Origin of the sequence: Alistipes sp. CAG:29 (assembly GCF_000435435.1) — a bacterium.
GTDB lineage: Bacteria > Bacteroidota > Bacteroidia > Bacteroidales > Rikenellaceae > Alistipes > Alistipes onderdonkii.
The window spans coordinates 52171-71913 of the sequence record NZ_FR893505.1; the positions used below are offsets into that span (position 1 = coordinate 52171).

The 19743-nt window shown below is 59.2% G+C and carries 20 protein-coding genes and 1 tRNA gene; 9 read left to right on the plus strand and 12 right to left on the minus strand.

The window, feature by feature from the left end; genetic code table 11:
- Positions 1-666: hypothetical protein (locus QVP03_RS12425; protein ID WP_288210813.1), on the plus strand; the 666-nt coding region annotated here is incomplete at its 5' end.
- 79 nt (positions 667-745) lie between these two features.
- Here the strand turns inward: QVP03_RS12425 and QVP03_RS12430 are convergent.
- From QVP03_RS12430 to QVP03_RS12465, 8 genes are all read right to left on the minus strand, one after another.
- Complete coding sequence (locus QVP03_RS12430) at positions 746-904, minus strand: DUF4295 domain-containing protein (protein ID WP_009596369.1); 159 nt, start codon at positions 902-904, stop codon at positions 746-748.
- A 12-nt stretch (positions 905-916) separates the two neighbouring features.
- On the minus strand, positions 917-1099 hold the full coding sequence (rpmG, locus tag QVP03_RS12435) for a 50S ribosomal protein L33 (protein WP_018696729.1): 183 nt from the start codon (positions 1097-1099) through the stop codon (positions 917-919).
- A gap of 16 nt (positions 1100-1115) precedes the next feature.
- Positions 1116-1349: a 50S ribosomal protein L28 gene (rpmB, locus tag QVP03_RS12440; protein WP_009596398.1), complete on the minus strand. Its 234-nt coding sequence runs from the start codon at positions 1347-1349 to the stop codon at positions 1116-1118.
- 128 nt (positions 1350-1477) lie between these two features.
- Complete coding sequence (locus tag QVP03_RS12445) at positions 1478-3397, minus strand: tetratricopeptide repeat-containing sensor histidine kinase (protein WP_022333727.1); 1920 nt, start codon at positions 3395-3397, stop codon at positions 1478-1480.
- A 75-nt stretch (positions 3398-3472) separates the two neighbouring features.
- Positions 3473-4018: a CinA family protein gene (locus QVP03_RS12450; protein WP_022333728.1), complete on the minus strand. Its 546-nt coding sequence runs from the start codon at positions 4016-4018 to the stop codon at positions 3473-3475.
- Between the two features lie 12 nt (positions 4019-4030).
- Positions 4031-5272, minus strand: coding sequence for a competence/damage-inducible protein A (locus QVP03_RS12455; protein WP_022333729.1), 1242 nt, complete (start codon positions 5270-5272; stop codon positions 4031-4033).
- Between the two features lie 15 nt (positions 5273-5287).
- On the minus strand, positions 5288-6604 hold the full coding sequence (locus tag QVP03_RS12460) for a quinone-dependent dihydroorotate dehydrogenase (protein WP_022333730.1): 1317 nt from the start codon (positions 6602-6604) through the stop codon (positions 5288-5290).
- Positions 6605-6658: 54 nt separating this feature from the next.
- Complete coding sequence (locus QVP03_RS12465) at positions 6659-7654, minus strand: 4-phosphoerythronate dehydrogenase (protein WP_022333731.1); 996 nt, start codon at positions 7652-7654, stop codon at positions 6659-6661.
- A 169-nt stretch (positions 7655-7823) separates the two neighbouring features.
- On the opposite strand from QVP03_RS12465, the gene QVP03_RS12470 reads away from it, so the two are divergent.
- The 4 genes from QVP03_RS12470 to QVP03_RS12485 all read left to right on the plus strand — a co-directional run bounded on the left by QVP03_RS12470 (position 7824) and on the right by QVP03_RS12485 (position 12180).
- Positions 7824-8864, plus strand: coding sequence for an agmatinase family protein (locus tag QVP03_RS12470; protein ID WP_256166408.1), 1041 nt, complete (start codon positions 7824-7826; stop codon positions 8862-8864).
- Entirely contained in the window at positions 8865-10244 is a 1380-nt protein-coding gene (nhaA, locus tag QVP03_RS12475; RefSeq protein ID WP_022333733.1) for a Na+/H+ antiporter NhaA, read from the plus strand.
- Positions 10245-10249: 5 nt separating this feature from the next.
- Complete coding sequence (locus QVP03_RS12480) at positions 10250-10963, plus strand: FKBP-type peptidyl-prolyl cis-trans isomerase (protein WP_018696721.1); 714 nt, start codon at positions 10250-10252, stop codon at positions 10961-10963.
- Between the two features lie 89 nt (positions 10964-11052).
- Entirely contained in the window at positions 11053-12180 is a 1128-nt protein-coding gene (locus tag QVP03_RS12485; protein WP_022333734.1) for an FKBP-type peptidyl-prolyl cis-trans isomerase N-terminal domain-containing protein, read from the plus strand.
- 59 nt (positions 12181-12239) lie between these two features.
- Here QVP03_RS12485 and QVP03_RS12490 read toward each other — a convergent pair whose 3' ends face one another.
- The 3 genes from QVP03_RS12490 to QVP03_RS12500 all read right to left on the minus strand — a co-directional run bounded on the left by QVP03_RS12490 (position 12240) and on the right by QVP03_RS12500 (position 13711).
- A complete protein-coding gene (locus QVP03_RS12490) occupies positions 12240-12719 on the minus strand; it encodes a GNAT family N-acetyltransferase (protein WP_022333735.1) in 480 nt (159 codons plus the stop codon).
- Positions 12720-12788: 69 nt separating this feature from the next.
- Positions 12789-13151, minus strand: a complete 363-nt coding sequence (locus tag QVP03_RS12495; RefSeq protein WP_022333736.1) for a DUF3127 domain-containing protein — start codon at positions 13149-13151, stop codon at positions 12789-12791.
- Positions 13152-13375: 224 nt separating this feature from the next.
- The gene (locus QVP03_RS12500) at positions 13376-13711 is read right to left on the minus strand and encodes a hypothetical protein (protein ID WP_141404893.1); all 336 of its coding nucleotides are present in this window, start codon (positions 13709-13711) and stop codon (positions 13376-13378) included.
- Between the two features lie 28 nt (positions 13712-13739).
- Between QVP03_RS12500 and QVP03_RS12505 the strand changes: the two genes are divergently transcribed.
- From QVP03_RS12505 to QVP03_RS12515, 3 genes are all read left to right on the plus strand, one after another.
- On the plus strand, positions 13740-16514 hold the full coding sequence (locus QVP03_RS12505; protein WP_256166407.1) for a family 78 glycoside hydrolase catalytic domain: 2775 nt from the start codon (positions 13740-13742) through the stop codon (positions 16512-16514).
- A gap of 419 nt (positions 16515-16933) precedes the next feature.
- Positions 16934-17488: a helix-turn-helix domain-containing protein gene (locus QVP03_RS12510; protein ID WP_022333738.1), complete on the plus strand. Its 555-nt coding sequence runs from the start codon at positions 16934-16936 to the stop codon at positions 17486-17488.
- Between the two features lie 4 nt (positions 17489-17492).
- Positions 17493-19151 carry an AMP-binding protein gene (locus QVP03_RS12515; protein ID WP_022333739.1) on the plus strand — a complete coding sequence of 553 codons (1659 nt, stop codon included), beginning with the start codon at positions 17493-17495 and terminating at the stop codon, positions 19149-19151.
- Positions 19152-19314: 163 nt separating this feature from the next.
- Here the strand turns inward: QVP03_RS12515 and QVP03_RS12520 are convergent.
- Positions 19315-19388, minus strand: a tRNA-Ile gene (locus QVP03_RS12520).
- Positions 19389-19623: 235 nt separating this feature from the next.
- Here QVP03_RS12520 and QVP03_RS12525 point away from each other — a divergent pair.
- The coding region (locus QVP03_RS12525; protein WP_288210816.1) for a 50S ribosomal protein L31 at positions 19624-19743 on the plus strand (120 nt) is incomplete at its 3' end.

The window sequence follows — 19743 nt, forward strand, 5'->3', positions numbered from 1 at the left end:
CCGGTGCCCCCGGCCACCCCGGCGGGGGAGCCCGCTAAGGTTTCCGCCGCTCCCGCCGCTCCCGCTGCGGCCGAGGCGCCTGCCGCCAGCCCTGCCGGTGGGGTGAAGTATGTGGTCAAGGAGTACGAGATCGGCGAATTCTATAACCAGGACGGGATCAAGGGCGTCGTGTGTATGCTCTCCGACGACCGCCAGCACGGGCTGGTAATCTCGCTCGATGAGATTTACCTGCACTGGAGCGAGTTCCGCAAGCCCGACCTGCGCGTCATCGGTACGGACAACCGTTCCGACGGCAGTGTGAACATGGAGAAAGTTGCGGCCTACATCGCCGAGAACAACCTTTCGTGGGACGATTTCCCGGCATTCAAGTGGTGCCGCGAGAAGGGTGAGGGCTGGTACCTTCCGTCGATCGACGAACTGCTGAACATCGGCCATAATTACAGCGGCGGGACGCGTGTGCAGTCCAGCCGCCAGGCCCGTAATCGGTTCAACAACGCCCTCAAGAATAACGGCGGCAAGCGTATGGATCGGCTGGTCTACTATTTCTCCTCGACCGAGAAGGACGAGAAGTCGGCCTTTACGTCGCATATGGGTATCGAACCTCCCTATGTCGTCGAAATTCCCAAGTATAACAATTTTCTGGTGCGCGCGGTACACAAGTTCTGATTCGCCGGGAGAGAGCCGGAGAAATACAAAGGGCATCCGATCGGATGCCCTTTGTATTTAAGATTAGCTCTTAAAATACTTATTTCTTCTCTTCGAAGAATTCCTTGACCTGGTCGTTGGGAATGATGCCTTCCTTGAACATGTAAGCACCGGTCTTGTCCGACTTGACCATCTTGATGCACTTCGTAAAGTTCTTACCCGTGCCGGTTTTCAGTGTTGCGACTACTTTCTTTGCCATAGAGCTTCAAAACTATTTAATTTCACGGTGAACGGTGACCTTCTTCAAGAACGGATTGTACTTTTTACGCTCCAGACGGTCGGGGGTGTTCTTTTTGTTTTTCGTCGTGATGTAACGGGACATTCCCGGAACTCCGCTCTGTTTCTGTTCGGTGCATTCGAGAATGACCTGAACCCTGTTGCCTTTCTTTGCCATTTGTTACTTCGGTGTTTTAGTAAACGGACTTGGGTGCGGCAGCCTCGCGCAGTGCTACTGCAAGACCCTTCTTGTTGATTGTTTTCATTCCGGCTGCCGACACCTTCAGGGTGATCCAGCGGCCTTCCTGCTCGGACCAGAAACGCTTGGTTTTCAGATTGGGGCTGAATTTGCGTTTGGTCTTGTGGTGCGAGTGCGAGACGTTGTTGCCCACGATCGCTACCTTGCCTGTGATTTCGCAAACTTTCATTGTTGTTTTCGCTAAATTTGTTCGTTATTCCCGTAAGGGAGTGCAAATATAAGGAAAAAATGAGAATTAAAGATTAATAATCCACATTAATTTTCCGGTGCGTGGTCTATTGTATTGGTTTTTAGTGTTTAACGTAACGGTATCGAAAGTGCGAAACGTGCCCCTCCGCTGTAATTTGTGTCGAGTTTTATCGTGCCGCCCAGGGCCGAGGCGATCAGCCGGCACACGGTCAGCCCGAGCCCGAGCCCTTGCGAGAAGGTGTCGAGCTTGACGAAGCGTCCGAAAATATGCTCGGCCTCGCAAGCCGGGATGCCGGGCCCCGAGTCGGTTACCGTGAATGTGATGCGGCGGTTGCCGCCGTCCAGCGTATATGCGAGCGTGATTTCTCCGTCGGCCGCGAAATGTACGGCATTGCGCAGCATTTCGGTGATGGCTTTGGATATCAGCATGCACGAAGTGTGCAGGTGGAATTTCTCGCGTGCCGGGACAAAACGGATACTCACCGCCCGGGAACTGGACTGTGAGACCTTCTGAATACACTCCTGGCAGCATTCGTTGATGTCGGTCGGGCTCATGGCCGGCGGGGTTTCCGACGATTCGAGTCCGGCGATGTAGAGCACGTCGTCCACGAGTTTTTGGAGATAGCCGCTGTTTTCCTGGATGATGCTTATATAGGATTGTCGTTCGGCGGCGTCGGCATCGTCCGAGGCTGCGGCCAGCTCCGCAAATCCGACGATGGAGTTGAGCGGCGTATTGATCTCGTGCGTGATGTTGCGGATGAAGATGCCTTTCATCCGGTTGCTCTCTTCGGCGGCTCTCTTCGCGCGGGCGAGGTGGCGGTTCATGCGGAGCATTACCGCGATGAAGACAGCGGCCAGCAAGAGAATGCACGCCAAGCCGATCGTGCCCAGTTGGGTGCGGTGCAGGCGCTCTTCCTGCGCCTGTTGGCGCAGTTCTGCTTTTTCCATGTTCAACCGGTTGACATCGAGCAGCGTGGCGAATTCTCCGAGTGTCTTCTCGTTGTCGTCGTTGACTTGTTTGTGGTAGAGTTCGGTGTAATGCTGTATGTCCCGGTAGGCGGCTTCGAAATTGCCGAGGGCGGCGTAGGCGGCTGCACGGTTTTCATAGAGGTAGTAGAAATAGGATTCCTTGTATCCTTCTCTTTCGAACGACCTGATCAATTTGTCGATTGCGGCGATCATCTTGCCGTATTCGTGCGAATGGTTGTAGATGGCGACCTCGATTTCAGCGAGTTTGATCTCCGAGAGGTTGCCGTTCTGCCCGTCCTTGATCTCGTTGAAAAGTGCTTTGGCTTTGTCGGTCTGGCCTGTCTGGGCGAGCAGGTGCGTTTCCTTGGCCTTCAGACCCCAGATGTAGTCCGGTAGCGGAATGCATGCCTTGCCTTTTTCGACGGCTTCTGCGGCTTCGGGATAGCGTTGCAGATCCATCAGCATGGTCGCGAGTTCCGAATAGAGGTTCGAGAGATGGAATGTGTTGAGCCCGTTCTGGATGATGAAATCGATTGCCTTCCGGTAGTATTCCACAGCGGGTTTTTTCAATCCGCGGGTGCGGTAGATGTGTCCGAGCTGTTTGTATGCCTCGGCGGTTGCGGGTTTGTAATTGTCCTTTTCGGCCTGCGACATATACTGCTCCAGTTCGTATTGGGCGAGCGTGTATTGCGCCTGTTTGGTATAATAGAGAATCAGCCGCGACCAGGTGAAGTAGTAATACTTGATCTGGTCATTCTTGCGAGCGAAATCCTGCACGCGGGGAATCCATGCCTTGAGCGAGTCGAGGTTGTTGTTGAAATAGTAATGGTCGGCTTTCAAGCTCAGGGCGACGGCCTGCATCCGGATGTCGTGCTTCTCGCCCGAGAGCCGGAACAGCGTGTCCGCCTTGCTGAGGACGGCCGTGTCGCGTATGTTGTTGTTGCACCAGCGGTAATAGGCGTAAAGTGTACTGTCTACTTGTTGGTGGCTTTCGTTTTCAGCATGGGCCGTGGTGAGGAGCATACCGAACAACACCGACAGGAATAAGGTTCTTTTCATTTTGCGCTGGGCTGAATTGCTGCAAAAATAAGCTAAATTGTTTGCAAAAACAAACGGATCAGCCGTAATTTGAAACTATTTGCCCGGTTGGGCGGCGAGCAACTCTTCTTCGAGCAGTTCGATGGCGGCCGTTCCCGCTTCGCGGATGATCTGCGTGCGGTCGCCTTTGGCATGGATCAGCCGGGCCGTGGTGCGCAGGGGCGAACTGACGGCGATCCATACCGAACCGACCGGGTATTCGGGGGTGCCGCCCGTGGGGCCTGCGATCCCTGTCGTGGCGATAGCGTAGTGTGCATTTGCCAGATGGCGGACGCCTTCGGCCATCTGGCGTACGACCTGTTCGCTGACGGCGCCGTAGCGGGCTATCGTATCGCAGCAGATGTTTACGAAGTTCTGCTTGGCATCGAGGCTGTAAGTCACTACGCCGCATTTGAAATAGGCCGAGGCACCCGGCATGGCCGTGAAGCGTGCCGCGATGGTACCGCCCGTGCAGCTTTCCGCCGTGGCAAGGGTCTGGATGCGGTCGGTCAGGAGTTTATGCACCCGCTCCTCGGGCTGCTGACGCATGCAGGATGTGAGGGCGAGGAGTGCACCGATGGTTGAGGCAAGTATTCTATGCATGGGACGAATGTATTATTTACCGTTGAGTTCGTCGCGCAGCAGGCTGATGGCGAAGGCGCTGGCCCGGTCGATGATCTGCCCGCGGTCGGAACCGCACTGTTTGAGGATGGCGGTCGTCCGGTGTGGGGTCGCCACGGCGATCCATACCGTGCCGACCGGCTTTTCGGCGGAGCCGCCCGCGGGGCCTGCGATACCGGTGGTCGCTATGGCGTAGTCGGCACCCGAGATCCGTCGTGCCCCTTCGGCCATTCGCCGTGCGACCTCTTCGCTGACGGCGCCGTGGCGGGCAATGACCTCCGGGTCTACGCCCAGGATATCGTGTTTCGAGGCGTTGCTGTACGAAACTACGCCGCAGAGGAAATAGGCCGAAGCACCCGGCATGGCCGTGAAACGTGCCGCGATGTTGCCTCCGGTGCAGCTTTCCGCCGTGGCGAGGGTCAGCCCGCGCTCGGTGAGCAGCTTGTGTACCAGTTCCTGCATGGTGGCCGTTTCGTACCCGATGATGTTGTGGGGGATGATTTTCCGCAGTGCCTCGAATTGCCGTTCGATCTCCTTCGAAACGCTTTCGCCCTCGACCTCATAGGCCGACAGGCGCAGCCGTACGGCGCCCGGATTGGGCAGGTAAGCCAGTTTCAGGTAGGATGGCAGGGCGTTTTCCCATGCTTCGATCTTTGCGGCGAGCATCGACTCGGGCAGCCCGGCCGTGATCATCGTGCGGTGTATGATCTGGCGTAGTTCGAAATGCGCTTTCAGGCGCGGCATCACTTCGTCCTGCATCAGGTGTTCCATCTCGTAGGGGACACCGGGCAGCGAGACTACCACCTTGCCGTCGCGTTCGAACCACATGCCCGGAGCCGTGCCGTGGGCGTTGAACAGCACCGTGCAGCAGGCCGGAACCATCGCCTGCCCGCGGTTGAGTTCGTTGAACTCGATGCCGCGCCCTTCGAGCATGCGTTTCACATGGTCGGCGACCCGTTGGTCGGGCACCAGTTCGCAGCCGAACATTCCGGCCAGGGTCTTTTTGGTGATGTCGTCCTTGGTGGGGCCGAGCCCCCCGGTGATGACGACGACGTTGGAATCTCCCAGGGCGCGTTCCACGCTCCGGACGATCTGTGTGCTGTCGTCGCCGATCGAAACCTTTTCGTGTACGACGATGCCGGCGGCGTTGAGGTGCTTGGCGATGGATACGGAGTTCGTATCCACGATCTGGCCGATGAGGATTTCATCGCCGATGGTGATGATCGTTGCTTTCATGGCAATATTTGAGGCTCAGGATGCGGGCTGTTTCTTGCGGGTGTCCGGTTCGTTATCTGCAGGTTGTGCCGGGCTGTTCTGTGTTTCCGGTGACGGGTTCGGCACCGATTCTGCAGGTGCGGCGGCCTGCGTTTGGGCTGTCGCGGCGGTTTCCGTTCCGGGTGCGGCCTTCCCGGCTTCCGGTGCCTGTGCGCCTGAAGCCGTCGCTGCTGCGGCTTTTGCCTCAGCGGCCTGAGCAGCAGCCCGGGCCTCTTCTTCGGCTCTCGCTTCTGCGGCTGCCTTGGCTGCTGCGGCCGCTTCGGCATCGGCGATCAGCGAACGGCAGATTTCGCCGACCAGCCCCGGCCCTTCGTAGATGTAACCGGTGTAGAGTTGCAGGAGGTCTGCGCCTGCGTCGAGCATCGCCTTGGCATCGGCGGGGCTCATGATGCCGCCCACGCCGATGATCGGAAAGTTGCCGCCCGAGCGGGTGTGGATGCGCCGCACGACCTCTACGGCCCGTTGGGTGAGCGGTGCGCCGCTCAGGCGGCCGCTGCCGATCTTGTCGAGCGCCATGTGGCTCGTATGCAGCCCTTCGCGGCGGTGGGTGCCGTTGGTGGCCACGATGCCGTCGAGCGGTGTTTCGAGCAGGATGTCGCTGATTTCGTCGATGACTTCGTCCGACATGTCGGGCGACACCTTGAGCATGATCGGCCGGTACTGGTTCTGCCCGCGGCGGAAGTCGAACAGCGGATCAAGTATCTGGAGTATGTGCGTGCGTGTGTAGGTGGTGCCTTCGCGGCAGGAGTTGTCGCAACTGATATTCACCGTGAAATAGTCCGCATACTGGTAGAGGTTGCGGAAGAGCCGGAGGTAATCTGCCGCCGCATTTTCGGGGGGCGTCACGGTGTTCTTGCCGATGTTGCAGCCCACGATGAGCCCTTCGTGCGGGCGGCGCAGGTGGCAGATCGTCTTGTCCAGCCCGCGGTTGGAGAGCCCGATGCGGTTGATGATAGCCCGGTCTTTGGGCAGCCGGAACACGCGCGGGCGCGGGTTGCCCGCCTGCGGGCGCGGGGTGACGGTACCTATTTCGATGAACCCGAAGCCGAGTGCCGCCAGTTCGCGGTAGGCTTCGCCGTTGTGGTCGAAACCTGCGGCCAGGCCGACGGGATTGGCGAATTTTACGCCGAAGACCTCGCGTTCGAGCGCCGGGTGCCGTACGGTGTAACATTTGCGCAGGAACCAGCGCCCGCCGGGTATGAGCCCGATGATGCGCAACAACAGAAGCGCCACATGGTGTGCCCGCTCGATGGTAAGCGAGAAAAGGATGGGCTTTATGATTCTCCGGTACATTTTCTTAAGGGCATTGTCCGTGGCCGCAAAGGTACTAAAAAAGAATTGATTTCGCTAAAAGTATTCCCTGCGGTAGCGGTAGTGGTCGCGCATAGCCTCGAAATCGGCGGGCCGCGCCTTGAGGCGGCAGCTTTCGGCTTCGATGTCATAGGCGTCGCCGATGGTCGTGCAAAGCTCCTGCCACGGGATCGGCCGCGGGACGGAGGGGGCGGCTTCGGAGGGGTACCAGCCCCGGAGCGGGAGGCCGAAGAAGCCGGCCAGCGTGGCGACGGACATGGCCGTGGCCGTGGCTTTGCCCTGCTCGGAGTAGCCGGCGACGTGGGGCGTGGCGAGCAGCGTGCGGTCGAGCAACTGCGGGTCGAGGCGCGGTTCGTGTTCCCAGACGTCGAGCACACAGGGATGGCCGCTCCGCAGCAATGCGTCGCCGTCGACCACTTCGCCGCGCGAGGAGTTCATCACTACGGCGCCCGGTTTCAGGCGGGCGAGCAGCCCCTCGCCGGCCATGTGCCGCGTCGAGGCGTCGAGCGGCGTGTGGAAGGTGAGCAGGTCGGCTTCGCGTGCGACCTCTTCCAGCGGCAGGAACCCGCAATGCTCGCGCTCTTCGCGCGGCGGGTCGCAGCAGACGACGCGGAAGCCCCACAGGCTGGCGTATTCCCGGATGAGGGAACCCACATGCCCGACGCCCACGATGCCCAGCGTCCGCTGTGCGGGCTCCCACCCCTGTGTACGCGCGAGGTGGGCCAGTACGGCGCCCGCCCATTGCAGTACGCCGCGGGCGTTGCAGCCTGCTGCCGTGGCGACCCGTATGCCGTGCGCCGCGCACCACGCCGTGTCGATGTGGTCGAACCCGATGGTGGCCGTGGCGATCAGACGGACGCGCGAACCGGCGAGCAGGCGCCCGTCGCAACGGGTGCGGGTGCGGATGATGAGGGCGTCGGCATCGCGCACGTCCTCCGCGGCGATCCGGCTGCCAGGCAGGTAGCGTACCTCGGCCCACGGCTCGAGAACCCCCTGCAAAAAAGGGATGGCACTGTCTGCGACGATTTTCATGGATAGTTGCTTTTTCCTGATTTCTTTTCTTTCCGGAAACAAATATAGGGAAAAATTAAATTTTTTGTACCTTTGTCATTTAAAATGAACATTTTCATTAAGCGGGGGCAGAGGTTGCAAGCATACTATCTGTGCCGGGCGCGGAAAATGGAGAATGAAATTCAACCGTATGGAACTAAACGCCTTCGATCCCGACGGGGTCGGTGTGGATAACGGAACCTATTTCGGGCTTCCTTTCGAGCCGGGAACGGCAGAACTGGTGCTGGTTTCGGCTCCGTGGGACGTGACGGTGTCGTACGGCGCCGGGACGGCCCATGCGCCCGATGCCGTGATAGAAGCCTCGACGCAGCTCGACTTCCATGAGCCGCTGGCTCCCGGCGTGTGGCGCCGCGGTATCGCCACGGCCGATGTGGACTATGCGTTGCTGGAGGAGTCGCAACGCTTGCGCAGCGATGCGGAGAAGGTGATTGCCCATCTCGAAGGCGGGGGAAGTCCCGAGGACGACTATGCGGTACGCAAGGTGCGCCGCATCAACGAAGGCTGCCGCGCCATGAACGCCAACATCGGGGCGCAGGCGGCGCGGTGGCTCGACGCAGGGAAGACCGTGGGACTGGTCGGGGGCGACCATTCGACGCCCTACGGACTGATCCGTGCCCTGGGTGACCGCCACGGGGAGTTCGGCATCTTGCATATCGACGCCCACTGCGACCTGCGCGATGCTTACGAAGGCTTCGAGTTCTCGCATGCTTCGATCATGTTCAACGTCCTGCGCGACGTGCCTTCGGTGAAAAAAATCGCCCAGGTCGCAGTGCGCGATTTCAGCGGGACGGAAGCCGCCCTGGCCGCTTCTTCCGCCCGTGTTGCCACCTTCGACGACCTGTCGCTCGCCGCCGCGATGTTCCGCGGCGAGACCTGGGACGCGCTGTGCCGGCGAATCGTGGATGCGCTGCCGCAGGAGGTTTACGTGAGCTTCGACATCGACGGCCTCACTTTTGAGAACTGTCCCCATACGGGTACGCCCGTCTGCGGGGGGCTTACGTTCAATCAGGCCGTGTGGCTGCTCGATACACTCGTGCGTTCGGGGCGCCGCATCATCGGGTTCGACGTCGTGGAGGTCGCTCCGGCGCCCGAAGCGAAAGTGGATGCCATCACCGGGGCGCGCATGCTCTGGAAATTGTGTAATTTGACATTAAAATCAAACGGACGGTAAATGCGACTATTTTCAATGTACCGCTGGGTACGTGAGCGTCATATGATCGGTATACGCGGCCGCAATTTTCTGGAAGCCCCCTGGGCGGGAGGCGTTGTACTGCTCGGTTGTGTGATCGTAGCCATGCTGCTGGCCAACCTGCCCGGGACTTCGCTCTATTACCGCCATCTGCTCGAAACGGATCTTTCGCTGATGGTGTACAGCCCCGACGGGCTGATCGACTGGGTTTTCCCGCGCGGAATGACCGTCGAGAAGCTGATCAACGACGGCCTGATGGTGATTTTCTTTTTCGCCGTCGGACTCGAAATAAAGCGGGAGATCGTTTGCGGGCAGCTTTCGTCGGCACGCCAGGCCATCCTGCCTGTATTGGCGGCCGCAGGCGGCATGCTCGCCCCCGCGATCATTTTCCTGTTCTTCAACCACGGCACCATAGCGGCCAACGGATGGGGTATACCCACGGCCACCGACATCGCCTTTGCCATCGGCATCCTTTCGATGCTGGGCGACCGCGTGCCGGTTTCGCTCAAAATATTCCTCACGGCACTGGCCATCGCCGACGACCTGGGGGCCATCCTGGTCATCGCGCTCTTCTACGGGGGGCAGGTGCAGATAAGCTGCCTGCTGGCGGCGTTGGTCATCATGCTCGCGGTCTACTTCATGAAGGAGATGGGCGAAAAACGCATGTTCTTTTACCTGGTGCCCGCCGTGGTGATCTGGGGGTTGTTCTACTATTCGGGCGTGCATTCGGCCATTTCGGGCGTGGCGATGGCCATGCTGATCCCGATGACGCCCCGTTACAGCAAGGAGTATTTCGCCCATAAGATGCGCCACCTGAAGGAGTTGATGTTGGCTGCGAGAACGTCGGGCGATGATTTTCCCAACGAGCACCACCGGTTCTACATGCGCCGCATGCGTTTGCTGGCGGCCGACTCGGTGGGTATGAGCTACCGCCTGGAGCATTCGCTGGCGCCCTATGTCACGTTCCTGGTGATGCCGATTTTCGCACTGGCGAACGCCGGTGTCGAGATCACCTCGCCCGAGTACCTGAATATTTTTCACTATTCGTCCGAGATCGGGTCGATCGGGATGGGTATTTTCTTCGGGCTCGTGGTCGGTAAGCCTTTGGGCATATTTCTTGCGAGCTGGGGTGCCGTGAAATCCGGCCTTGCCGTGATGCCCGAGGGGGCTACATGGCGCCTGTTGCTGGCCGTGGCCTGCCTGGGCGGCATAGGTTTCACGATGTCGTTGTTCGTCGATGCGCTGGCCTACACCGAACCCGACCTTGTCGACCGGGGCAAGATAGCGATTCTGATGGGTTCGATGGCCGCGGCCGTCCTGGGATGTCTGCTGATTTTGGTTTTTTCGAAGAAACGGAAATAAATAATATGCGTAAAACATTTTTTGCCCTGACAGCCATGGCGTTGCTGGCCGGAGCCTGCTCCAGGAAGTCGGGCGGGGGCGTGAAACTCAAGGCCGACACCGATTCGGTAGCTTATATCATCGGTATGAACGTGGGCATGAACCTGCTCAAAATGGATTCGACGCTCAACGTCAATGCCGTATGCGAGGGTATCCGCGACGTGTTCCGTGCCGGGGCGAAACTCTCGGCGGACGATGCCGAGGTCTATTACCTGCGTTACATGAACTATGTGCTGCCCGAAAAGGCGCGTGCCTACGAGGAGCAGTTCCTCGCGGACTTCGCCAAATCGAACCGCAGCTATGCCCGCACGCCGTCGGGCGTGACCTACGCCGTGGAGGTGCTGGGCGATCAGGAGCAGATTCCGGTTTCCGACCGGGACAGCGTTGCTCTGCGCTACATCATCCGCACGGCCGACGGGGCCGACGTCTACTCCTCCTACGAGCGCCGCGACACGCTGCGCACGTCGCTCGGCAGCCTGAACAAAGGGATGAAGGAGAGCGTGAAGCTGATCGGCAAGGGCGGGAAGATCAATGCATGGATGCCTTCTGCGGTTGCCTATGGCTCTGCGGGGGACAAAGAGCTCGGGATCCGGCCCAATGCCACGCTTTATTACGAAATCGAGCTTGTCGATCTCGACAAATATACGAATTGGTCGCGGCGCAATAATTTACGCCGGTAATTTGGGGCGATATCGTAATTATTTTATAACTTTGCGCGGGTGAACCCCGAACAGGCTCAAACGATTAGACTAAACATATTCAAAAAACGATGAAAAAGATTCTTTTTGCCGCGGCGCTTGCGGGTGCCGCAATCCTGACCGCCTGCGGAGACAAGGGCGGCGGTGTCCGTATGGGCAGCCTTTCCGAATTCGACTCGCTGTCGTATGTGCTGGGTGCGAACATTGGTAACGGTATAAATTTTGAAATGAGGGACATCCCCTTCGATTTCAAGGCCATCGACAAGGGTATCAAGGAAAGTGCGATGGGTAAGGCTACGCAGGAGCACGACAAATCGCTCGAAATGCTGCGCGAGTACTTCATGACCAAGCGCGGCGAGCGCGCCCAGGCAATCGCCGCCAAACGTGCCGAGCAGGACAGCATCCGTCTGGCCGGAGGCGACAGCACGAAGGTCGAATATCCCACGGCCGACCCTGCCATGTTCGAGAACGAGGAGGAGCGCGCCGAGATTTCGTATGCTTTCGGTAACGACATCGGTTACAACATCAGCCAGAGCGGTATGCCCATACAGCTGGTTTGGATCGGTCAGGCCATGCAGGACGTACGTGACGGCAAGGCCAAGATGACCGAGGACGAGGTAAACCAGTACCTGCAATATTATTTCATGGTGAAGCGCCCTGCCGAGAATGCCGCCGCATCGAAGGCATGGCTGGAGAAGACCGAGAAGAAGTCGGGCGTCAAGAAGACCGAGTCGGGCCTGCTCTACAAGGTTACCAAGGAGGGCGACGCTGCCAAGATGGCGAAGGATCCCCGCGATGTGGTTCGGGTACACTATACCGGATATACGCGTGAAGGCAAGGTGTTCGACACCTCGATCTTCAAGAACCGCTCGAAAGAGCAGCAGGAGATGATGCGCAAGCAGAGCCCCGATTCGTTCGATGAAAAGGGCGCTCCCAAGGAGGCTGACGAACCCGCCAAGTTCCCGCTGAACCGTGTCATCAAGGGTTGGACGGAAGGTCTCCAGCTCGTGGGCGAGGGCGGTAAGATCACGCTCTGGATTCCGAGCGACCTGGCTTACGGTACGCGTGGTGCAGGCCGTGACATCGGCCCCAACGAGGCGCTCCAGTTCGATGTGGAAGTGATCGAAGTAATCCCTTACGAGGAGCCCGCACCGGCCGATTCGACCGCGACGGCTCCTGCACCGGCACCTGCAAAATAAGCGGGATGCATTTCCGGAAGATATTTGGAAGCGGGCTCCGAGCGGAGCCCGCTTCTTTTTTATATAAATAGGTATTCCATCGGTGTGAACCGGATGCCGTCGACGGTGCGTTCGTCGCCGGTCGCGCGGAATCCCAGCCTGCGGTAGGCTCCGACGGCATAGGGCGAGGAGTTTACCGTGATCCGGGGCGTGTCCGGTGCCGTGCGGCAGTGGTCGCGCAGTGTTGAGAACAGGGTCCGGGCGATGCCCTGCCGATGGCAGGCTTTCTCCACGAAAAGCAGGCACAGGTGGCTGCGTCGCGTCAGGGCGATGATCCCGACGAGCCTTCCCCGCCGGAAAGCGCCCCACGATTGCATCGACCCGTTGCGGTGCTGTGCCGCGAGGGCTTCCGGTGCGACAAAGCGGAGGAATGTGCCGATGCCCTCGGGGCTGTATTCCGGGGCTTCGAACTCGGCGAAGACGCGCCCAGCGAGGGCGGATGCTGCCGGCAGTTCCGTTTCGTGCAGGGGGCGTATGGCGGTGTCGGTAGGTTTTTCCATGTTTATGCGTATAAAGCAACGGCGGCCGGAAATCGCTCCGGCCGCCGCTGTGTATGGTGTCTGCCCGTTTTAGAACGGCAGGTCGTCCACTTCTGCCGGGGAAGAGGCGTATGAGGGCTCTTCGGGAATGGGCGGCATGTCGGGCATCGGGGCGGCGGATTCGGCCTGCTTGGGTTGGATGCGCCATGCGCGGATGTCGGTGTACCAGCGGCCGTTGTATTCGCGCGACTCGATGTTGACCGAGACGGTGTAGGCGGCACCCTCTTTCAGCCGGGCGACGTCTTCGGGCTTGTTGAAGAACGTCACGCAGATTTTGCGTGCGAACGAGCCTTCGTTCATCTCGAACACTACGTCCTGGCGCTGCCAGTCGCCGCGTGCGGAGGTGCCTTTCGTCACGGGCATTATTTTGTAAACGGTTCCTTCGAATTCCATGGTATCGATGTAAAATGTGTTGATAGATTTGTTTGTGACAAAGGTAGGAAAAAAATCGGGACATTCGGAGCGGGAGCGGTTGAAAAAGCCGTAAGAATTTTTTGCCGGGCGGGGCGTAACGGCCGAATCTCCCCCGATTCGCAGTCCAAAAACCTCAATTTGATGCCGCAACACCCGCATCCTGCATATTTTCATTGTTTTTTGCACGGCCAACGCCGGACTCCCTATGTTCGGTTGCCTGTCCGGTCGGCCAGTACAGCCGGGTAAGATGATTTTGTGCGATTTCCGGCCTGCCCGAAGGGCGGGTTTTTCATTTTTGCACGCTGCATGCCCGGCTGTCCGGTAGCTTGGGTATTGTGCGCTGCCTGCCTGATATTCGGTTGTTTGCCGGGCTTTGGCGGCAGGTAGGCAGCCTGTGCGGGGATAGTACCTTTGCCGGAAAAGTTCGAAATATGATTTTTTATATTCGAAAAATGACTTTTTGGATTCGTATTTTTTGCAAGAGCGTGTAAAAGTAAAATAAAAACATTATTTTTGGCTTCAAAGGAAATTAAAAACAACCTGAAACGAAACCAAATCTTAATGATTATGAAAAAACTATTACTATTGTTCCCATTGCTGCTAAGCTGCCTGTGGGGCATTGCCGCAGATGAGTTTCGTGTGGCGGAACTGAGGTGTGAATACCGGGACAACCCGTTGGCGATCAATACGCTGACGCCGCAATTCAGTTGGCAGACGCTTTCCGTCGGCCGCGGATTCCTGCAGGCCGGGTATCAGATTCAGGTGGCGTCCGACCCCGCCGACCTGGCCAGGGGCCGGAAGCTGTTGTGGGACGAACAACGTAAATCCGATGTCTCACTGCATGTGCGCTATGCCGGGCGGACGCTGAAGCCGGGGCAGCGCTATTACTGGCGCGTGCGGGTGAGCGATGCTGCGGGGAATTATTCGCCGTGGAGCGAAATCCGCTCGTTCGCGGTCGGCCTGCTCGACGGCAGCGATTGGGACGGAGCCCGGTGGATCGCCTTCGAGGAGCTGCCCGACAGCCTGCGCGTGGTGCCCGGACAGGAGTTCAACAAAATAAAGATCGGCGACAGGAAAACGGCGCTCAACCGGCTGCCGCAGTTCCGCCGTGAAGTGAAGGTTACCAAGCCCGTCGAGCGGGCGACGGTCTATGTCAGCGGCCTGGGACAGTTCGAGTTGTTTCTGAACGGGGCGAAGGTGGGCGACAATTTCCTCGACCCTGCGTGGAGCGACTACGACAGGCAGGTGTGCTACCAGACGTTCGACATCAGCGAAGAATTGCAGCCGGGAGGCAACGTGTTCGGTGTGATGCTCGGCAACGGCCTCTACAATGTGCCGCGCGAACGCTATTTCAAGGCGCTCATCAGCTTCGGTTATCCCAAGATGATCTTCAAGGCCGAGATCGAGTATGCCGACGGGACGCACGAGACTATTGTCAGCGACCGCGCCTGGCGTGTGACCGAAAGCCCCGTGACGTACAGCAGCATCTTCGGCGGCGAGGATTACGATGCGACACGCGAGCGGACAGGATGGATGCTGCCCGGCTACGACGCTTCGGCCTGGGCCGAGCCGCTGGTGACGACCCAGCGCGGGAAGTTGGTTTCCCCCGTCGCCGAACCCGTGCGGGTGATGGAAGAGTTCCCCGTGGTCTCGATCCGCAAGACCCGCCACGGCAAATGGCTCTACGACATGGGCCAGAACTTCTCGGGGACGGTGCAGCTGGAAGTCCGCGGCAAACGCGGGCAGAGCGTGCAGCTCAACACCACCGAGCTGTTCAATTTCGAGTGCGACTCGATTACCGAATGCGGCGGCTACCGCGGTGAATACAGGTTGACCTACACCCTGCGCGGCGACGAGGTGGAGACGTGGCGCCCCCAGTTCACCTATTTCGGACAGCGTTACGTGTTGGTGAGCAATGCCGTCCCGGCCGGAGAGGAGAATCCCGAGGGGCTTCCCGAGATCGTTACCCTCCGCGGCCTGCATACGCGCAACGCCACCCGGATGGCCGGGACGTTCCACTGTTCGAACAACCTGCTCAACAAGACCGAGGAGCTTATCGCGTGGGGTATCAAGGGCAATATGGTGAGCTATTTCACCGACTGCCCCCACCGCGAGAAGCTGCCGTGGATCGAGCAGCTGCACCTGATGTTCGGGTCGCTGCAATCGAAGTTCGACGTGTATACCCTCTACGACAAGATGCTGACCGACATGGAGCTCGCGCAGACTCCCGAGGGGCTTATTCCCGATATCTGCCCCGAATATGTCACTTTCCTCGACGGATTCCGCGATTCGCCCGAGTGGGGCAGTGCGTTCGTGCTGGCGCCGTGGCTGGTCTACGAGTACTACGGTGATTTCCGGTTGGTCGAACGGCATTACGAGGCGATGAAGCGCTATGTGGATTACCTCGGCACGAAGGCCGACGGGCATATCCTTTCCCACGGGCTCGGCGACTGGTGCGACCTGGGGCCCAAATACCCCGGCCGAGCGCAGCTCACCTCCCTGGCCGGAACGGCGACACCGATCTATTATATGGACGCCGAGACGATCCGCAAGGCGGCCGAGAAGATGGGGCGCAAGGAGGATGCCGCGAAATACGGGAAGCTGGCACAGGATATCCGCAAGGCCTACAACGAAAAATACTATCATCCCCAGACCGGGAGTTATGACAAGAACAGCCAGGCCGGCAATGCGCTGGCGCTCTACTCAGGCATTTGCGAGCCGCAGAACCGCGATGCCGTGCTGGCGAACCTGGTGCAGGACATCCGCAGCCGCGGCAATGCGCTGACGGCGGGCGACGTGGGATACAACTACGTGCTGCGGGCGCTGGAGCAGAGCGGGAATTCGCAGGTGATCTTCGACATGAACTCGCGGTACGACGTATACGGCTACGGTTATATGCTCGCCCAGGGCGCTACGGCGCTGCCCGAATCATGGCAGGCACTGCCCCGCAAGTCGCACAACCACCTGATGCTGGGACACCTGCTCGAATGGTTTTATACCTATGTGGGCGGCATCCGCCGCGACGATTCGGTGCAGGCCTATAAGAAATTCATCGTCAGGCCCGAGATCGTGGGAGACCTGCGCAGCGCCGAGGCCTCGTTCCGCTCGCCCTATGGACTGATCCGCAGCGAGTGGACGACCGAACAGGGCGGTTTCGACCTGTTGGTCGAGGTGCCGGCCAACACCACGGCGCGGATTTACGTCCCCGCCCCTGCCGGCAGCCGGGTTTGCGAAAGCGGGCTCGAAGTCGCGCAGTGCAAGGATGTCGAAAGCATCGGTACCGAGGACGGGTTCCGTGTATTCGGCGTGGGGTCGGGTATCTACCGCTTCAGCGTGCGATAGGCGATCCGGTTTGGAAAAGGGGGCCGTACTGCGCAAGTGCGGCCCTCCTTTTGTTTTGCCGCCGCGATGCCGTCGGGGCGTCTCCGCAGATTCTCCGCAAGGTTCCTGCATTATTCCCGCAGGCTTCCCGCAAGATGCCCGTATTCCCCGCAAGCCGTTGTGCCGCCTGTTGCCGTGCCTGCGCTATATCACCGCCGCCTGCGGATTTCGCCGGGACGGGGCGTTTTTCCGGCGGACAATGAAAGAAAAGTGGGATGGTTGTAGTTTTTAATAATATTTACTATCTTTACGCCCAGGTTGTTAGGTGGAAATATCCGGCATGGGAAGCTGGCTGTGGGACGATTCGGTTACGGATCGTAACTTTACGCCGTGGAATTTTGCAAATGCCGAACCTATCCGATAATTTAAATTATAGAATGATGTGTGATCCGATTAAATCGATCGCAACCCGTTTGCGCGGATTGCGCGAGGTGCTCGAACTTTCGGAGCAGGAAGTGGCGGACAGTTGCCGTCTGTCGGTCGACGAGTACAGGGATATGGAGAGCGGCGATGCCGATATTTCGGTCAATGTGCTGCAAACCATAGCCCGCCGCTACGGGATCAGCCTGGATGTGCTGATGTTCGGCGAGGAGCCCAAGATGAACTCCTATTTCATCACCCGTGCCGGCACGGGTGTATCGGTCGAACGGCGTGCGGCCTATAAGTACGAGGCGTTGGCCTCGGGTTTCCGCGACCGCAGGGCTGACCCCTTCATCGTGACGGTGGAGCCTTCGGCCGCCGATGCCCCGATGCACCTGAACTGCCACACGGGGCAGGAGATGAACTACGTGCTGGAAGGGCGCCTGCTGATCTCGGTCAGCGGCAAGGAGCTGGTGCTCGGCGTGGGCGACAGCCTTTATTTCGATTCCGGCCTGCCGCACGGCATGAAGGCGCTCGACGGCAAGCCGGTGCGTTTCCTGGCGATAATAATGTAGGCGTATGGTGGAGAAATTTTTATCCCGGACGGTATTTACCTCCCAGGAGGACTACATAAGGAATTTCCGTATCCGCGTCCCCGCGGATTTCAATTTCGCCTATGACGTGGTGGATGCCTATGCGGCGGAGGAACCCGACAAGAAGGCGCTGCTGTGGACGGATGACCGGGGCGGCGAGATCCAGTTCACCTTTGCCGACATGAAGCGTGAAACCGACCGCACGGCCTCCTATTTCCAGAGCCTCGGCATCGGCCGGGGGGACATGGTGATGCTGATCCTCAAGCGCCGCTATGAATTCTGGTTTTCGATCCTTGCCTTGCACAAACTGGGAGCCGTGGCCATCCCGGCGACCCACCTGCTGACCAGGAAGGATGTCGTTTACAGGTGCAACATGGCGGGTGTCAAGGCGATCGTCGCCGCGGGCGAGCCGGTGATAACCGGCCATATCGCCGCGGCCATGCCGGAAAGCCCTACCACGAAGCTGCTGATAAGCGTCGGCCCCGAGGTTCCCGAAGGGTTCCTCGATTTCCACGAGGGCATCCGCCATGCGGCGCCTTTCGTGCGGCCGCAGCATGTGAACACCAACGACGACATCATGCTGATGTATTTCACCTCCGGCACGACGGGCGAACCGAAGATGGTCGCCCACGATTTCACCTATCCGCTGGGGCATATCAGCACGGGGTGCTTCTGGCACAACCTCCACGAGGGCAGCCTGCACCTCACCATTGCCGACACCGGGTGGGCGAAGGCCGCCTGGGGCAAGTTGTACGGGCAGTGGCTGGCCGGGGCCAACATTTTCGTTTACGACCACGAGAAATTTACGCCTGCCGATATCCTGCACAAGATCGGGCAGTACCGGATCACCTCCCTGTGCGCGCCGCCCACGATCTACCGCTTCCTGATCCGCGAAGACCTTTCGAAATACGACCTTTCGTCGCTTGAGTACTGTACGACCGCGGGTGAGGCGCTCAACGGAGCCGTTTACGACACATTCAAGCGCCTGACCGGCGTCCGCCTGATGGAGGGTTTCGGGCAGACCGAAACGACGCTGACCCTCGCCACCTTTCCGTGGATGGAGCCCAAGCCCGGCAGTATGGGCGTGCCCAACCCCCAGTACGATATCGACCTGCTGACGCCCGACGGCCGTTCGGCCGAGGACGGCGAACAGGGGCAGATCGTGATCCGTACCGACCGGGGGAAGCCGCTGGGGCTTTTCAAGGAGTATTACCTGAACGACGGGATGACGCACGAGGTCTGGCACGACGGCGTGTACTATACGGGCGACGTGGCATGGCGCGACGAGGACGGATATTTCTGGTTTGTGGGGCGTGCCGACGACGTAATCAAGAGTTCGGGCTACCGGATCGGCCCCTTCGAGGTGGAGAGCGCCCTGATGACCCATCCGGCCGTCGTCGAATGTGCCATCACTGGGGTTCCCGACGAGATCCGGGGGCAGGTGGTCAAGGCGACGATCATTCTGGGGGAGAAATACAGGCCGCGGGCCGGGGAGGAATTGATCCGGGAGTTGCAGGATCATGTGAAGCGGATCACCGCGCCTTACAAGTATCCGCGCATCATCGAATTCGTGGACGAACTGCCGAAGACCATCAGCGGTAAGATCCGCCGCAAGGCGATCCGTGCCGACGACGAGAACCGATAGCCCGATGCCGCCCGGGCGGTAGCTATCTCCCTGCTCCGGATACCGCCCTGTGCGGGGCATTTTTGCCGGGGAGGGACGATACGGCGCCGGCGGAGGGTGATGCGGCCGGATGACTAAATGAAGGCGGGAGGTTGCGAAACATCGCAACCTCCCGCCTTCGTCGTGGACCCAGAGGGGCATGATCCCACGACCTTCGGATTATGAGTCCGCTGCTCTAACCGACTGAGCTATGGGTCCCGCACGGCGCATGAGCGCTTTTTGCGTTGCAAAGATAAAAAAACAATTCAGATTGCGCAACCATTCGGGGCGCTGTGTGCGAAAAAAAATGGTGTGCCCTGTGTCCGATTCCGGCCGGGCGGCGGTGTCCGGGCGGTCGATCCCCGTAAAAAAATATGGACGGGATGTTGTTTGTTGGAAATAAATTAGTACCTTTGTCCCGCTTAAGCATCAATTAAAAAACAAAAACAGCGAAATGAAAAAGGGTATTCATCCGGAGAATTATCGTTTAGTGGCGTTCAAGGACATGTCCAACGACCACGTGTTTTTGTGTCGGTCCGCCGTTTCGACAAAAGAAACCATCGAAGTGAACGGC

Coding starts and splice junctions, on each gene's coding strand:
- QVP03_RS12470 (WP_256166408.1), top strand. CDS start 7,824: ATGGAACTAAACGCCTTCGATCCCGACGGGGTCGGTGTGGATAACGGA.
- QVP03_RS12460 (WP_022333730.1), bottom strand. CDS start 6,604: ATGTACCGGAGAATCATAAAGCCCATCCTTTTCTCGCTTACCATCGAG.
- QVP03_RS12445 (WP_022333727.1), bottom strand. CDS start 3,397: ATGAAAAGAACCTTATTCCTGTCGGTGTTGTTCGGTATGCTCCTCACC.
- rpmB (WP_009596398.1), bottom strand. CDS start 1,349: ATGAAAGTTTGCGAAATCACAGGCAAGGTAGCGATCGTGGGCAACAAC.
- QVP03_RS12505 (WP_256166407.1), top strand. CDS start 13,740: ATGAAAAAACTATTACTATTGTTCCCATTGCTGCTAAGCTGCCTGTGG.
- QVP03_RS12490 (WP_022333735.1), bottom strand. CDS start 12,719: ATGGAAAAACCTACCGACACCGCCATACGCCCCCTGCACGAAACGGAA.
- QVP03_RS12495 (WP_022333736.1), bottom strand. CDS start 13,151: ATGGAATTCGAAGGAACCGTTTACAAAATAATGCCCGTGACGAAAGGC.
- QVP03_RS12510 (WP_022333738.1), top strand. CDS start 16,934: ATGTGTGATCCGATTAAATCGATCGCAACCCGTTTGCGCGGATTGCGC.
- QVP03_RS12465 (WP_022333731.1), bottom strand. CDS start 7,654: ATGAAAATCGTCGCAGACAGTGCCATCCCTTTTTTGCAGGGGGTTCTC.
- rpmG (WP_018696729.1), bottom strand. CDS start 1,099: ATGGCAAAGAAAGGCAACAGGGTTCAGGTCATTCTCGAATGCACCGAA.
- QVP03_RS12430 (WP_009596369.1), bottom strand. CDS start 904: ATGGCAAAGAAAGTAGTCGCAACACTGAAAACCGGCACGGGTAAGAAC.
- QVP03_RS12515 (WP_022333739.1), top strand. CDS start 17,493: ATGGTGGAGAAATTTTTATCCCGGACGGTATTTACCTCCCAGGAGGAC.
- nhaA (WP_022333733.1), top strand. CDS start 8,865: ATGCGACTATTTTCAATGTACCGCTGGGTACGTGAGCGTCATATGATC.
- QVP03_RS12485 (WP_022333734.1), top strand. CDS start 11,053: ATGAAAAAGATTCTTTTTGCCGCGGCGCTTGCGGGTGCCGCAATCCTG.
- QVP03_RS12480 (WP_018696721.1), top strand. CDS start 10,250: ATGCGTAAAACATTTTTTGCCCTGACAGCCATGGCGTTGCTGGCCGGA.
- QVP03_RS12455 (WP_022333729.1), bottom strand. CDS start 5,272: ATGAAAGCAACGATCATCACCATCGGCGATGAAATCCTCATCGGCCAG.
- QVP03_RS12450 (WP_022333728.1), bottom strand. CDS start 4,018: ATGCATAGAATACTTGCCTCAACCATCGGTGCACTCCTCGCCCTCACA.